Source organism: Streptomyces sp. HSS9-12 (assembly GCF_054963655.1).
The window spans coordinates 1-13802 of record NZ_JBUEGC010000022.1; the positions used below are offsets into that span (position 1 = coordinate 1).

Annotated in this window: 12 protein-coding genes and 3 pseudogenes; 3 read left to right on the forward strand and 12 right to left on the reverse strand. The window is 71.6% G+C overall.

Going from position 1 to position 13802, the window contains the following annotated elements; translation table 11 throughout:
* The 8 genes and pseudogenes from ACY34J_RS14015 to ACY34J_RS14050 all read right to left on the reverse strand — a co-directional run.
* A partial coding sequence (locus ACY34J_RS14015; protein WP_462726867.1) for a transposase occupies positions 1–505 on the reverse strand: 505 nt, incomplete at its 3' end.
* A gap of 125 nt (positions 506–630) precedes the next feature.
* Positions 631–1072 (reverse strand): annotated as a pseudogene (locus tag ACY34J_RS14020) (hypothetical protein); the annotation flags it as partial.
* Between the two features lie 18 nt (positions 1073–1090).
* Positions 1091–1249, reverse strand: a pseudogene (locus ACY34J_RS14025) (nitronate monooxygenase); the annotation flags it as partial.
* 155 nt (positions 1250–1404) lie between these two features.
* The gene (locus ACY34J_RS14030) at positions 1405–2958 is read right to left on the reverse strand and encodes a phytoene desaturase family protein (RefSeq protein ID WP_462726866.1); all 1554 of its coding nucleotides are present in this window, start codon (positions 2956–2958) and stop codon (positions 1405–1407) included.
* A gap of 68 nt (positions 2959–3026) precedes the next feature.
* Entirely contained in the window at positions 3027–4094 is a 1068-nt protein-coding gene (locus ACY34J_RS14035) for a serine/threonine-protein kinase (protein ID WP_462726865.1), read from the reverse strand.
* On the reverse strand, positions 4076–5011 hold the full coding sequence (locus ACY34J_RS14040) for an oxygenase MpaB family protein (protein WP_462726864.1): 936 nt from the start codon (positions 5009–5011) through the stop codon (positions 4076–4078). Before ACY34J_RS14040 ends, ACY34J_RS14035 begins: the two co-directional genes overlap by 19 nt.
* Positions 5012–5043: 32 nt before the next feature.
* Positions 5044–5331, reverse strand: a pseudogene (locus tag ACY34J_RS14045) (acyl-CoA dehydrogenase family protein); the annotation flags it as partial.
* 192 nt (positions 5332–5523) lie between these two features.
* Entirely contained in the window at positions 5524–6288 is a 765-nt protein-coding gene (locus ACY34J_RS14050; protein WP_462726863.1) for a DUF2637 domain-containing protein, read from the reverse strand.
* Between the two features lie 708 nt (positions 6289–6996).
* Between ACY34J_RS14050 and dhaK the strand changes: the two genes are divergently transcribed.
* From dhaK to ACY34J_RS14065, 3 genes are all read left to right on the forward strand, one after another.
* Positions 6997–7989, forward strand: a complete 993-nt coding sequence (gene dhaK, locus ACY34J_RS14055) for a dihydroxyacetone kinase subunit DhaK (protein ID WP_462726862.1) — start codon at positions 6997–6999, stop codon at positions 7987–7989.
* A 70-nt stretch (positions 7990–8059) separates the two neighbouring features.
* Positions 8060–8206, forward strand: coding sequence for a hypothetical protein (locus ACY34J_RS14060; RefSeq protein ID WP_462726861.1), 147 nt, complete (start codon positions 8060–8062; stop codon positions 8204–8206).
* 238 nt (positions 8207–8444) lie between these two features.
* On the forward strand, positions 8445–9824 hold the full coding sequence (locus tag ACY34J_RS14065) for an MFS transporter (protein ID WP_462726860.1): 1380 nt from the start codon (positions 8445–8447) through the stop codon (positions 9822–9824).
* A 99-nt stretch (positions 9825–9923) separates the two neighbouring features.
* Here the strand turns inward: ACY34J_RS14065 and ACY34J_RS14070 are convergent, their stop codons facing one another.
* The 4 genes from ACY34J_RS14070 to ACY34J_RS14085 form a co-directional block, all read right to left on the reverse strand.
* Positions 9924–10145 (reverse strand): CsbD family protein, encoded by a 222-nt coding sequence (locus ACY34J_RS14070; RefSeq protein ID WP_462726859.1) that lies wholly within the window; start codon positions 10143–10145, stop codon positions 9924–9926.
* 134 nt (positions 10146–10279) lie between these two features.
* On the reverse strand, positions 10280–12262 hold the full coding sequence (locus ACY34J_RS14075) for a helix-turn-helix domain-containing protein (protein ID WP_462726858.1): 1983 nt from the start codon (positions 12260–12262) through the stop codon (positions 10280–10282).
* 170 nt (positions 12263–12432) lie between these two features.
* The gene (locus ACY34J_RS14080) at positions 12433–13242 is read right to left on the reverse strand and encodes a 3-hydroxybutyrate dehydrogenase (RefSeq protein ID WP_462726857.1); all 810 of its coding nucleotides are present in this window, start codon (positions 13240–13242) and stop codon (positions 12433–12435) included.
* 55 nt (positions 13243–13297) lie between these two features.
* Positions 13298–13777, reverse strand: a complete 480-nt coding sequence (locus ACY34J_RS14085) for an NUDIX hydrolase (protein WP_462726856.1) — start codon at positions 13775–13777, stop codon at positions 13298–13300.
* Between the last annotated feature and the right edge of the window lie 25 nt (positions 13778–13802).

The window sequence follows — 13802 nt, forward strand, 5'->3', positions numbered from 1 at the left end:
ACGCGATGCCAGCGGCGTTGTCGTGCACGGACGCGGCGAGCACCACCACCGCGATCACCAGGCCCAGGACATCAACAGCCAGGCCGCGCTTGCGGCCCGGTACTTTTTTTGCCGCATCACGCCCCGTCGACTGAGCGGGCACCCCGGCCGACGCGTGCACGCTCTGGGTGTCGAGCACCACCAGGCTCGGGTCCGCCTTGCGCCGCGCCTTCTCCCGCACCTGCCAGCGCAGCAGGTCGTGGATGGTCTGGTCGGTGCCGTCATCACGCCACTTGGTGAAGTAGTACATCACCGCGCCGCGCGGCGGCAGGTCGTGCGGAAGCAGATCCCACTGGCAGCCGGTGCGGCCCTGGTAGAGGAGCGCGTTGACGATCTCCCGCATCTCGTACCGGCCCTGGTGGCCGCTGACCGAGCGGTGTGCGGCCTTCCACGCGGCGATCACCGGCTCGATCAGCGCCCACTGCGCGTCGGACAGGTCGGTCTTGTAGGGCTTGCGCTCGCTCACGGTGTTCAGCCCAGCACGCCCCAGCCCGCCGACCGGCTGTGATGCCGCAGTCCCACACGTTCAGGTGACGGCAAATCGCCAATCAACTCGCATACCGCCCTCTCAGATGCGTCTGCGGCGAACCGTCACCGCAAGGCCGGGGTCGACACGGCCCGCTCGCGGCCCTTCCAATAGGGCTCCCGCAGCCGCCGCTTGCAGAGCTTGCCGTTCGGGTCGCGGGGCATCACGCCGATGAAGTCCACCGACTTGGGGCGTTTGTAGCCAGCGACCTGGCCAGCGCAGTGGGCGAGGATGGCATCGGCCAGCTCCTCCCCCGGCTCGTATCCGTCGGCGGGCTCGACGACGGCCTTGCTCGCTGATGGGTCAGGGCTTGCCGACCGTGCCCGGCTTCTTGAGCCAGTCCTCGGCGGTGGCGAAGGCACCGCCGCCCTCGCTGGCGGCGTAGTACTCCTCCACACAGTGGCCCCACCAGTCGATCATCGCGCGCTTGACGTGGTCGGGGCAGGGAGCCGCTCCGTGGATGGCGTGGCGCATCGAGGAGACGTCGTAGGCGTCGCCTATGTCGTCGGTGTGCTGCTGCATTCAGTCGAGATCGCGGGCAAGCTCGCGCGGCGCTCCGTAGCGGACCGCGCCAAGTACCCCGAACCCGCCCGCGCGGGTGATCGCGGCGGTGACGGACGGGAACGGCGTGAAGCCGAAGATGGGGTACTCGATGCCCAGACTCTTGCGCGGCTCCGTCTCCATGGGGCGGCAGGATGCCGCAGCGGGCCGTGCGAGGGAATGTGCGCCTGAGCAGCCTTGGTGAGCTTCGCATCAACGGTCAGCGGTGCGCATCCGGCCTTACGATGCTCGCCGTTGACCAGGGCCACGACACGTCACGATTCCATCGAGGAAGGCGCTCAGTGGCCCAGCGCCGCCATCGCCGCATTGTGGCCGGGGATGCCGCTCACCCCGCCGCCTCGGACCGCACCCGCCCCGCACAGCAGCACATTGGCGTAATCCGTCTCCACGCCCCAACGGCCGGTGGACTCGTCCGCGTACGGGAAGGCGAGATCCCGGTGGAAGATGTTCCCGCCCGGCAGGCCCAGGTCGCGCTCCAGATCCAGCGGGGTCTTCGCCTCGATGCACGGCCGGCCCTCGGCGTCGGTCGCCAGGCAGTCGGCGATCGGCTCGTCCAGGCACGCGTCCAGCTGCGCCAGGGTGGACCTCAGCAGCTCCTCCCGGACGGCGTCATTGTCCTGCTCGAACAGCCGCGCCGGGGCATGGAGTCCGAAGAGGGTCAGCGTCTGGAACCCCTGGGCGATCAGATCCGGGCCGAGGATCGACGGGTCGGTCAGCGAGTGGCAGTAGATCTCGGACGGCGGGGCGCTCGGCAGCTTGCCCGCCGCCGCCTGCTGGTAGGCCTCCGCCAGTTGCCCGTATCCCTCGGCGATGTGGAACGTCCCGGAGAACGCCTCACGCGGGTCGACGTCGCCGTCCCGCAGCCGGGGCAGCCGCCGCAGCAGCATGTTCACCTTCAGCTGGGCGCCCTCGGGCTTCGGCGGCGGCGCCTGGCCGAGCAGTCCGGCCAGTGTCTGCGGCGCGGCGCCCACCAGGACCTTCTCGGCGGCCACCGTCCCCTCCCGCTCGGCGCTGCGGTACGTCACCTCCGCGGTCTTGCCGTCCGCGGCGATGGCCGTCACCTCGTGGCCGGTAACGATCTCGGCGCCCGCGGCACGGGCAGCGTCGGCCAGGGCGTCCGTGAACGCGCCCATGCCGCCGACGGGTACGTTCCAGTCGCCGGTGCCCCCGCCGATCACGTGGTAGAGGAAGCACCGGTTCTGGCGCAGCGACGCGTCGTGGGCATCGGCGAAGGTGCCGATCAGGGCATCGGTGAGGACGACACCGCGCACCAGGTCGTCCTGGAACGCTTCCTCCACCGCGATGCCGAGCGGCTGCTCGAACAGAGCCTGCCACGCGGCCTCGTCGGCCACCTGCCGACGCAGCTCCTCGCGCGTCGGCAGCGGCTCGGTCAGCGTGGGGAAGACCCGCTCGGCGACGCGCTCGGTCATGCCGTAGAAGCCCTGCCAGGCTTCGAACTCCCGGTCCGATCCGGTCAGGCGGACGAACGACTCCCGCGTACGCGCCGTCCCCGCGGTGTCCACCAGCAGGCCGGTGGCGCGCCCGCCGCGTACGGCCGGGGTGTAGGAGGAGACGGTCCGCGGGCCCACGGCGAAGCGCAGCCCCAGATCCTGGACGATCTTCTGCGGCAGCAGGCTCACGAGATACGAGTAGCGCGAGAGGCGGGCGTCGACCCCGGCGAAGGGACGGGTGGAGATCGCCGCACCGCCCGTGTGGTCCAGCTTCTCCAGGACGAGCACGCTGCGGCCGGCGCGGGCCAGGTAGGCGGCTGCGACCAGGCCGTTGTGGCCGCCGCCGACGATCACTGCGTCGTACGAGTCATGAGCGGGCATGGGCTCTTGGTAACACGTGGTGATCGCTTCCGGCCAGAGTTCGCCAGGAAGTTTTATTGAATCGACGGTCAGTAGACCCAAAGTCTTCGGAGGGTGGGCCCGGTCCAGGCGCGGCTGAGTGTGCTGACGTGATCGTGCGGGGGTATGGGAACCGGCCGGTTGCCGATCGCCTTGCAGCCGGCGGTCATGCCCTCGGCCCAGGGCGGTGGGCCGGACCCCTGGGGCCCGGCGGACCAAGGCTCCGCCCGCGTCCAGGACGGCAGGGTCCCCGCCGCGCGCGGCCATGACAGGCGAGCGTCCGCCAGCCGCCCGCCCACCTCGGCGGCGTCGTCGGGCCGGTCGTCGGGGTCCTTGGCGAGCAGGTCGAGAATGATCCGCTCGAAGAACTCGGGGAGTTCGGGGCGCTGCCGGCGCGGCGGCTCCGGAGGGGTGTCGCGGTGGGCTATGAGGATGCCCCAGGTGTCCTCGATGGCGAAGGGCGGGGCGCCGGTGGCTATCTCGTACAGCACACAGCCGAGCGAGTACAGGTCGCTGCGGTGGTCGACCGAGCCGTCGCCGATCTGCTCGGGCGACATGTAGTGCGGGGTGCCCATGGCCACCCCGCCGCCGGTCAGGCGGGCGGTGAAGCCGATGTCGCGGATGAGCCGGGCGATACCGAAGTCGCAGAGCTTCACGCTGCCGTCGGTGAGCCGCACGATGTTGGCGGGCTTGAGGTCGCGGTGCACGATGCCCTGCCGGTGGGTGTAGGCCAGGGCCGCGGCGACCTGCTCGGCGATGTCCAGCAGCTCCGGTACGGCCAGGGGCCGCCGCCCGTTGTCCTCGAGCAGCCGGCTGAGATCGCGCCCGTCCAGCAGTTCCATGACCAGATAGAGCACCCCGTTGTCCTCGCCGAAGTCATGAACGACGGTGACCCCGCGGTGCTGCAGCGCGGCGGCCACCCGGGCCTCGCGGCGGAAGCGCTCCCGCAGCACATCGGCGAAGTTCGGGTCGCGGTGCCGGCCCATGGGGTTGAGGCACTTGACCGCGACACGCCGGTCCAGCGACTCGTCGAGGGCCTGCCACACCTCGCCCATTCCGCCGCGCCCGATCACATCGAGCAGTCGGTACCGGCCTGATATCAGCCTCGATTCCGCCATCGCGTACCGCCGCCCCCGTCGATTCCCTGCGCCCTCCCCGGCTCGTCCAGTATGGCGGCCGGTGCGCTGAGCTTGTAGGGCGACGGTCGGGTGTAGGGGCCGAGGCGCGCGACGGCCCTGCGGATGTGGCCGGGCGGCAGCTTCCAGCGCAGCTCTGGCGGTACGGCCCGCAGGATGCTTCCGGTGACCCGCAGCCGTGTGGTCACGGTCTGCGGGGAGGGCGCGGGGCGTCCGTACAGCTGGTGGGCGTACGGCGGCAGGGCGGCGTACGCGAGGTCCGCGATGCGCCGCCACAGCAGTTCTCGCGCCGGGATCAGCACGGCGTGAATCGGCGGGCGGCGCAGGAAGGCGTCGATGTCGTACGCCTCGCGGGTGGCGGACAGTTCGGGCCGGACCGTCTCGAAGTAGGCGGCGAGCTGTGCTGTGCTGGCGGGGACGGTGTCCGGGTCGAGCCCGACCAGGCGGGCCGAGGTGCGGTGCTCGTCGATGTAGGTGTCGGCCTGCCGGTCGCTGAGGGGGAAGCCGGAGCGGCGCAGCACATGGAGGTAGGAGTCGACTTCGGCGCAGTGCACCCACAGCAGCAGGCCGGGGTCGTCGATGCGGTAGACCTCCCCTGTGGCGGGATCGGTGGCCGTGAGTCTGCGGTGGATGTTCCGCACCCGGACGCCCGCCCGCTCGGCGGCCTCGGAGGTGCCGTAGGTGATGGTGCCGACGAAGTTCGCGGTGCGCAGCAGCCGCCCCCAGGCGTCCGTACGGAAGTCCGAGTTCTGCGCGACGGCGCGGACGGCGCGCGGGTGCAGTGCCTGGAGATACAGGGCGCGTACCCCCGCTATCCACATCATGGGGTCCGCGTGCATCTGCCAGGTGACCGAACGGGGCCCGAACAGGCCGGGGTCCCGCGGATCGGCGTCGCGCATGATCACACCTCCCGTGGTGGGATGGAGTCAGATTAGCCATGCGCCTTCCTGGACGCTGAACGCGCCTGCCAACGGCGCACCCGTGGCATTCCCAGCCCGATCCAGGAGATGATCTCCCGCTGGATCTCGTTGTCGCCACCGCCGAAGGTGAAGATCACGGCGCTGCGGTAGCCGCGCTCGAGTTCGCCGTGCAGGACGGCGCCGGCCGAGCCCTCCTTCAGGGGGCCCGCCGCACCGACGACCTCGGTCAGCCAGGCGTACGCGTCGCGCCGGGCCTCGCTGCCGTAGACCTTGACGGCCGAGGCGTCCTGCGGGGTGAGGGGTGCCGTGGGCGGCGAGGGTGAGGCGCTGCCGACGGGCCCTGTCGTACGGTCGCTCGCTCCTGACTCCCCTCTCCTCAGCCCTTTCGGCAGGGGCGCGTCCTTCGGCTCGCGCCCACCGACGACGACCGACACAGTAGAACGTGTTTCATTCTTTGGGGATGGCGACAACAGTCCCGGTATTCGCGCAACCTACTTGGGGCGCTTGCCCGGGGGCTGGCGGTTCAGCGCGTGGCGCGGAGGGCTGGTCAAGGTGATCTGGCGGACCAACTGGTGGAAGGAGACCAGACAGGTGATCGGCGGGATCCCCGCGACCGCCACCCCGGGCAAGGTCTTGGGGGCCTGAGCGACACACAGCACGACCGCGACGGCGGAGAAGAACACCACCACGACCCAGGAGTGCGTGGCATGCCGCCGGTGCAGCGCCGCTCGCAGGATGGACAGGGAGGCGACCAACCACGGCCCGTGGATCAGCAGCGGCCAGCATCCCGCGATATTCGGCGAGTGGCCCGGGGAGGCGAGGCTGCGCAGCGGGTCGTAGGCGATCAGCCCGCCGAGCACGCTCAGCATGGCGACGATGACGGCGGTCAGGGCCGCGATGACGAGGCTGAGCAGCCACACCCACGGTACGGATTCGGCCGGGTGAAGCCAGACGCGGCGGCGCCTGCGGCGTCTGCGGGGTTCGCCCGGCGGCCGGTGCGCGGCGGAGGCGTCCGCGACCGGAGCCGCCCAGGCCTGGTCGTCGGCCGAGGTCTCCAGCAGCCGGGCCAGGTCCTCGTCGTACTGCCAGCTCCCGTCCTGGTACGCCGCCAGATGAGCCGAGGAGGCCGAAGAGAACGCGTCAGGCTCCGGTACGACGGCTGCGTCGGGCACCATACCGGTCTCGGGCCAGTATCCAGTCGGCGTCGGGATACCGGATCCGTTCTGCGGCGGGAGGAAGCCGTGCGGGTCATACATGCGGAATTCGAACCGTCCTGCTCCAGCGTCGGATGTAATCGGCCTCGATCTCGTCCAGCTCGCGCAGGAAGTCATCCAGCACCCCGGTCCGGCTCTCGCGCCACATCCGGTCGCCATCGCCGACGCTGTCGCTACCGACGTGGCCGCCAGGGCGCTCGCCCCCAAGGAGCTCTTCCGCGGAACACTCTTGACCCGCGGACGAGTGCATGGGAGAGGCGTGTTGGGCGCCGGAACCAGACGGCCCGGACTCACAGAAGTACGGAACTCTTGCTGTCACACCGACACCAACGACACCCGATTGGCCGCGATGTGCGGCATCCGGGTGAAAAGACAGTCCGGCAGCCGCAGACGGTGAACTCCCCACGTTCGAGGGGCGTTTGACGCATTCGAACTATGGATGGACCGGCCCGATGATGATCGGTGCGCAGCGCGCGTGTCACCGAGCCGACGGTCCGCGTCACATACCGCGCGAGGCCGGTGGCAGCCGTGCAGCCGGACGCCGGCACCGACGGCTCGGCGACCCTGGGATGACCAGCGCCTGGCTCGACTGATGCGGCCTCCTCCGTTCGAGTGCTCGACAGATCTCGATCGGACTTGTGGGCTCAGGAGGCTGCCTGCCACGCAGGAGGGCCGTACGCTGGAACGCCCGAGCCGTCAGCAACGTCAGCGGACACCACGGTAACTGCCGACCTCGTACGGAGAGTCCCCATGAAGATGCTGATCAACGTGCCGGAGACCGTGGTCGCGGACGCGCTGCGCGGAATCGCCGCAGCCCACCCGGAGTTGGCGGTCGACGTCGAACACCGCGTGATCGTACGGCGGGACGCACCTGTGGCCGACAAGGTCGCGCTCATCTCGGGCGGCGGATCGGGACACGAGCCGCTGCACAGCGGGTTCGTCGGCCCGGGCATGCTGGACGCGGCCTGTCCCGGTGAGGTCTTCACCTCTCCCGTCCCGGACCAGATGGTGCGTGCCGCGGCCGCGGTGGACAGCGGCAAGGGCGTGCTGTTCATCGTGAAGAACTACACCGGCGACGTCCTCAACTTCACCATGGCCGCCGAGCTCGCCGAGGACGAGGGCGTCCAGGTCGCCAGCGTGCTCGTCAACGACGACGTGGCGGTGACCGACAGCCTCTACACCGCCGGGCGGCGCGGCACCGGAGCCACCCTGTTCGTGGAGAAGATCGCGGGCGCGGCGGCCGAGGAGGGCGCTCCGCTGGAGCGGGTCGAGGCCATCGCCCGGAAGGTCAACGCGTCCTCGCGAAGCTTCGGGGTCGCGCTGAGCGCCTGCACCACTCCGGCCAAGGGCGGCCCCACCTTCGATCTGCCGCCCGGCGAGCTGGAACTGGGCATCGGCATCCACGGCGAGCCGGGCCGGGAGCGGCGCGCGATGATGACCTCCGGCGAGATCGCGGACTTCGCGGTCGACGCCGTACTGGATGACATGCGGCCCGATGGAGCGGTCCTGGTGCTGGTCAACGGCATGGGCGGCACCCCGCTGCTGGAGCTGTACGGCTTCACCGCGGAAGTGCACCGGGTGCTGCGCGAGCGCGGGGTGAGCGTCGCCCGTACGCTCGTCGGCAACTACGTCACCTCGCTCGACATGGCCGGCTGCTCGGTGACGCTCTGCCAGGTCGACGAGGAACTGCTGCGCCTGTGGGACGCGCCGGTGCAGACGGCGGGCCTGCGCTGGGGGCGCTGACAGTCCCTCACCCGCGCCCGGCTTCATCGCCGTCATCCCCTTTGTCACCCTCAGTTTCTCCTGGGTCCCGGTGACAAGGGCGCTCGGTGGAGCCGACCTCGCGTTCATCGTGGGTCTCCTCGTCTCCGGCGGGCTCTGCTACCTCCTCGCCCGGGGCATCGAGGACAACGACCGTGCTTCCGTCGCCGCAGAGAAGGTACGCGTCCCCGCGCTGTAGCGCGTGCCGCGCCTGGCCCGCCCGGCACATGGGCCGGGCGCGGTGCCACCTCCCAGGACCCTCTTCCCGCGCCCGCGCGGGCTCGCGCACGCCACCCCGCAGGGCGGATCGTGCATGGTGGCCGCACGCACAGCCGTGGCCAGAACTATGGCGTCCCACCACATGTGCCGCTCACCTGGGGCTTCCTACGTTGTGCCGGACAAAAACGTACCTGCCAACCGCCTGGAAAGTGGTGCTCATGGCCGCCCCTGCAACCGCTCCCCCAACGCCCGGTAATCTCAGGCGCACCGTCGCCGCGAGCCTGATCGGCACGACCATCGAGTGGTACGACTTCTTCCTCTACGGGTCGGCCGCCGCGCTCGTCTTCAACGCGCTGTTCTTCCCCGAGTCCGACCCGCTCGTGGGGACCCTGCTGTCCTTCCTCACCTACGCCGTTGGCTTCGCCGCCCGCCCCGTCGGCGCCCTCGTCTTCGGCCACTTCGGCGACCGGCTCGGCCGCAAGAAGCTGCTGGTGCTGAGCCTGCTGCTGATGGGCGGCGCCACCTTCGCGATCGGCCTGCTGCCCACGTACGCCACGATCGGCTCGGCCGCGCCCGTGCTGCTCACCGTGCTGCGGCTGATCCAGGGCTTCGCGCTCGGTGGCGAGTGGGGCGGAGCGGTGCTGCTGGTCTCGGAGCACGGGGACGCGGGGCGGCGCGGCTTCTGGGCGTCGTGGCCGCAGACGGGGGCCCCGGCTGGGCAGTTGCTCGCCACCGGGGTGCTTGCGGCCATGACCGCCCTGCTGTCGGACGCGGCATTCCAGTCCTGGGGCTGGCGCGTGCCGTTCCTGCTCTCCGGGGTGCTGGTGCTGGTGGGGCTGTGGATCCGGCTGTCGGTCGATGAGTCGCCCGTCTTCAAGGCCGCGCTGGCCCAGGCGGAGGCCCGTAAGGCCACGGAGGGCGCGGTCGAGCGGATGCCGCTGATCGCCGTGCTGCGGCACCACTGGCGGGATGTACTGGTGGCCATCGGCGCCCGGATGGCGGAGAACATCAGCTACTACGTCATCACGGCGTTCATCCTCGTCTACGCCACCCTGCAGGCCGGCATGGACAAGCAGACGGCGCTCAACGCCGTACTGATCGCCTCCGCCGTGCACTTCGCCGTGATCCCGGCCTGGGGTGCGCTGTCGGACCGGCTCGGGCGGCGGCCGGTCTATCTGCTGGGCGCGGCCGGCGTGGGCCTGTGGGCCTTCCCGTTCTTCACGCTGATCGACACCGGGCGCTTTGTGAACCTGCTGCTCGCGGTGACGGTCGGCCTGGTCTTCCACGGCGCGATGTACGCGCCGCAAGCGGCCTTCTTCGCGGAGATGTTCGCGACGCGGATGCGCTACTCGGGGGCCTCGATCGGCGCGCAGTTCTCGTCGGTGGCGGCGGGCGCCCCGGCCCCGCTGATCGCTACGGCGCTGCTCGCCGACTACGACAGCTCCACGCCCATCGCGCTCTACGTCATCGCGGCGGCGCTGCTGACGCTGGTCGCTGTCGGGGTGGCACGCGAGACGCGGGACCGGGATCTGGCGCACATCGAACCCGAGTCCGCCCCGGACGCGGGCGCCCCGGTCTCCTCCGCCCACCCGGCCTGATCGTCCGCGAGGCGTCAACGACCGCGCGGTCCGGCTGGTGCCGGACCGCGCGGTGTTGAGGGGCACGGCCCGGGGCCGGCGGGCGTGCCGCACCGGTCGTCAACGTTCGCGTTTGGCCTTGCGTGACACGGCGTCCTTGGCGCCGGCGACGCGTTCCTTCGCCTCCTCCATCGCCTCCTTGGCCCGGCCCATGGCGTGCTCGGCCTTGCCCTCGCCCTGCATGCGCTCGTCGCCGGTGATCTTGCCGGCCATCTCCTTGGCCTTGCCCTTTACCTTGCCGGCGGTGCTGCTGCTCCGTGCTTCTTTGCCCCGCTTGCCCATGGGTGGTTTGCCTCCCTGTCGGTGTGATGACACGGGTGTGTGCCGTTGACAACGCTGCCGCAGGGGGCGTCGGCCCGCACCTCGAGCGCGGCTGTTGGCGACCAGGGCCGGGACCGGGCAGCCCGGCGGTGCGGTCAGCGTGCGACGGCGGAGGACAGCCGGTGCAGGCGCAGCGCCAGCTGGATCTCCAGGGCGCGGGACGGGGACTGCCAGTCGGGGCCGAGCAGGCTGCCGATGCGCTCCAGCCGCTGGGCGACCGTATTGACGTGGACGTGCAGCTCGTCCTTGGTACGGGCCGGGCTCATCCCGCAGGCGAAGTACGCGTCGAGGGTGCGGACCAGCTCGGTGCCGCGCCGCTTGTCGTAGTCGGCGACCGGGCCGATGGTGCGGTGCACGAACGGGGCGACGTCGCCGCTGTCGGCCAGCAGCAGACCGAGGAAGCCGAGGTCCTCGGCCGCCGCGCCCTGGCCGGTCCGTCCCAGCAGTCGCAGCGCCTCCAGGCAGCGGCGGGCCTCGGCGTATGCGGCGGCCACGGCGCCCGGCCGGGCAGCCGGTGCCGGAACCGGCGCGGACGCGCCGACTGTGACCGTACCCGGCACGGCGACGCCCAGTTGCTGGGCGGCGAGCCGGGCGACGGCGGCCGCGGTGTCACCGGAGGCGAGCGGCAGCAGCAGGACGGTTCCGCCGTCGCGGGCCGCGGCGAGCCCGTGGCGGGTGGCGGCCAGATGGGAGGCGGCCGACCACAGCCGCTGCCGGTCGGCGAGCTCTCCTCCGGCCGGTGACGGGGTCACCACGGCGGGGGGCCCCTGGTCCGCGCCGCGCGGGGCGGCCGCTTCGACACGGGCGGCGAGGACGACGTGCGGCGCGTCGAGGTCGGCCTGCAGCCGCGCGGCCCGCTCGCGCAGCAGCATGGGGTCCGCCCGCCGCCAGGCCGGGGAGAGCTCGCGGTCCGGGGCGTCCAGGAGGTCGTCGAGCAGCTCACCGCGTACGCGCCGCTCGGCTTCGCCGGCGGAGCGGCGGGCGAGCAGCAGAAGCGAGGTGACCATGGCGGCGCGTTCCAGGGTGCGCTGGTCGACGGGGTCGAGTCCGGGATGCCCGTGCAGTACGAGCGCGCCGAGAAGTTCCCCGCCCGCCGAGACCGCGGCGACCCAGTCGTCCCCGTGCCGCACGGCGTGGCCGTCGGCCCGCGAGCGGTCCACGGCCTGCGCGGGTGCGGCGTGGCCTTCCGCGAACTCGACATCCCCGGCCAGCACTTCGGCGACCGCGGCGGCGACGTCGTGCACCCCGCCGCCGCGCAGCACCAGTTCGGTGAGCCGGTCGTGCACATCCGAGGCGCGCTCGATGGCCGCGCTGCGGTCGCGGATGATCTCGTTGGCCGCCTCCAGCTCGGCGAGCGCGGAGCGGGTCTCGGCGAGCAGGTTGGCCGTATCGATGGCGACCGCGGCGTGGGCGGCCAAGGAGGCGAGCAGGGCTATCTGTTCGCGCTCGAAGATCCGGGCGCGGCGGTCGGCGGCGAAGAGCACGCCGATGACATTGCTGCCGAGCATCAGCGGCACGCCGAGGATGGCGACCAGGCCCTCGTCGTGCACGCCGGCATCGATGGTGCGGGTGTGCTGGAAGCGTGCGTCGTCGAGGTAGCTGTCGGTCACGTACGGGCGGGCGGTCTGGGCCACGAGTCCGCCCAGCCCCTCCCCCATGCCGAGCCGCAGTTGCTGGAACCGGGCGGAGACCGAGCCGTCGGTGACCCGCATGTAGGTGTCGCCGGCCGTGGGATCGTTGAGGGTCAGATATGCGACTTCGGTCCCCAGCAGCGAGCGAGCGCGCTGCACGATGGCGTGCAGTACGGCGTCCAGGTCGCGCAGCCCGGACAGGTCGTGGGCCGTCTCGAACAGGGCGGACAGCTCGGCCTCACGGCGCCGCCGCCCCTCCAGCTCCGTACGGACCCGCAGGGCGAGGAGCTTGCCCCGCTCCAGGGCGGCGAGCTCCTCCGGTGAGGCCCCGTCGGCGCGGGCGCGCAGAACCGGGCGCTCGTACTCCTCGGCGGGCGCGCCGCGGGAGAGAAGCTCCAGGTAGGGGGCTTCGGCAAGGTCACCGGGGCTGGGGCGGGCATGGGACATGGGGACAGGGATACCGGTCGGACGGGCCGCAGCGCCAGCGGTGTGTACGGGCGGAGACGGCACGCCTCTGGCGGGCGCCCCGGGCTCCGCGCCGGGATCTGTCCCGGGTGGCCGCCCCGCTGCGAAGCGCGGGTCGCGGGACGGGTGGCGCGTGCCCTCACCCCTCGCGCTCAGTGCGCGGTCCATCCGCCGTCGATGGGGAGCGAGGCACCGGTGATGAACGACGCCTGCGGGGAGCAGAGATAGACGACGGCCTCCGCCACCTCCTCCGGCTCCAGCAGCCGCTTCAGCGCCGAGTCGGCGAGCAAGACCTCTCCGAGGACGCGGTCGGCGGGAATGCCGTGAGCCGCCGCCTGGTCGGCGATCTGCTTCTCGACGAGCGGCGTGCGCACATAGCCGGGGCAGACGCAGTTGGATGTCACGCCGTGCGCGGCGCCCTCCAGCGCGGCGACCTTGGACAGCCCTTCGAGACCGTGCTTGGCGGCGACGTAGGCCGCCTTGTAGGCGGAGGCGCGCAGGCCGTGCACGGAGGAGATGTTGACGATCCGTCCCCAGCCCTGCCCGTACATGTGCGGCAGCGCACCGCGCACCAGCCGGAAGGGCGCCTCGAGCATCACGGTGAGGACGGTGGAGAAGACCTCGGGCGGGAAGTCCTCCAGCGGCCGTACGAGTTGCAGCCCGGCGTTGTTGACCAGGATGTCCGTGCCCGCAGCGGCCCGCTCGGCGGCGTCGAGGTCGGTCAGGTCCATGACGTAGGACTCCAGGGCGCCCGGCAGGACCCTGGCGCGCTTGACCAGACTGAGGAGCCCGTCCGCGTCCCGGTCGATGGCCCGGACCGTGGCCCCCGCGGCGGCGAGCCGTAGCGCGCAGGCGGCGCCGATGCCTCCGGCGGCCCCGGTGACGAGCGCGGTGCGGCCGCCGAGGTCGAGGTCGAGGGGAACGGTGTGCCGGGCGGGGCGCGGGGTTGTCGGCGCTGTCATGCCCCGAACCCTAGGCAGCAGCCGCGGCCCAACCGATGTAGCGCGGCCACATAGTTCACAGCTCGGCGGTGGGCTGGAACCATGTCGGGCCGTCACCCAGCGCCTGCTTGATCCGCATCAGGGCGAAGTCCTCCAGCTCGGGCAGCCCGTCGAGCGGGAACCATGCCACGTCCAGCGACTCCTCGTCGTTGACCCGCGCCTCGCCGTCCACAGCGCGGCAGCGGACGGTGATGTCCATGAACTGGCACCGGTCGCCGTTGGGGTACTGGATCGGCTCAAGTGCCTGGACAAGGACAATCCGCTCCGGTGTGCAGCGCACCGCGGTCTCCTCGTACACCTCGCGCACCGCCGTCTCGGCGGGCTGCTCGCCGGGTTCGCAGATGCCGCCGATGATCGACCATCTGCCGGTGTCGACGCGCTGTCCGAGCAGGACCCGCCCTTCCTCGTCGAACACGATGGCGCTCACCCCGGGGAGCCAGAGCAGCCGGTGGCCGGCTGTAGCTCGCAGTTCACGGATGAAGTCGGGTGTTGGCATGCGCCGAAGCCTAGCGGGCAGCGGA

What these genes read in the sequence shown, in the direction of transcription:
- ACY34J_RS14030 (WP_462726866.1), bottom strand. Translation starts at nt 2,958, where the DNA reads ATGCCCGCTCATGACTCGTACGACGCAGTGATCGTCGGCGGCGGCCAC.
- ACY34J_RS14035 (WP_462726865.1), bottom strand. Translation starts at nt 4,094, where the DNA reads ATGGCGGAATCGAGGCTGATATCAGGCCGGTACCGACTGCTCGATGTG.
- ACY34J_RS14040 (WP_462726864.1), bottom strand. Translation starts at nt 5,011, where the DNA reads ATGCGCGACGCCGATCCGCGGGACCCCGGCCTGTTCGGGCCCCGTTCG.
- ACY34J_RS14050 (WP_462726863.1), bottom strand. Translation starts at nt 6,288, where the DNA reads ATGTATGACCCGCACGGCTTCCTCCCGCCGCAGAACGGATCCGGTATC.
- dhaK (WP_462726862.1), top strand. Translation starts at nt 6,997, where the DNA reads ATGAAGATGCTGATCAACGTGCCGGAGACCGTGGTCGCGGACGCGCTG.
- ACY34J_RS14065 (WP_462726860.1), top strand. Translation starts at nt 8,445, where the DNA reads ATGGCCGCCCCTGCAACCGCTCCCCCAACGCCCGGTAATCTCAGGCGC.
- ACY34J_RS14070 (WP_462726859.1), bottom strand. Translation starts at nt 10,145, where the DNA reads ATGGGCAAGCGGGGCAAAGAAGCACGGAGCAGCAGCACCGCCGGCAAG.
- ACY34J_RS14075 (WP_462726858.1), bottom strand. Translation starts at nt 12,262, where the DNA reads ATGTCCCATGCCCGCCCCAGCCCCGGTGACCTTGCCGAAGCCCCCTAC.
- ACY34J_RS14080 (WP_462726857.1), bottom strand. Translation starts at nt 13,242, where the DNA reads ATGACAGCGCCGACAACCCCGCGCCCCGCCCGGCACACCGTTCCCCTC.
- ACY34J_RS14085 (WP_462726856.1), bottom strand. Translation starts at nt 13,777, where the DNA reads ATGCCAACACCCGACTTCATCCGTGAACTGCGAGCTACAGCCGGCCAC.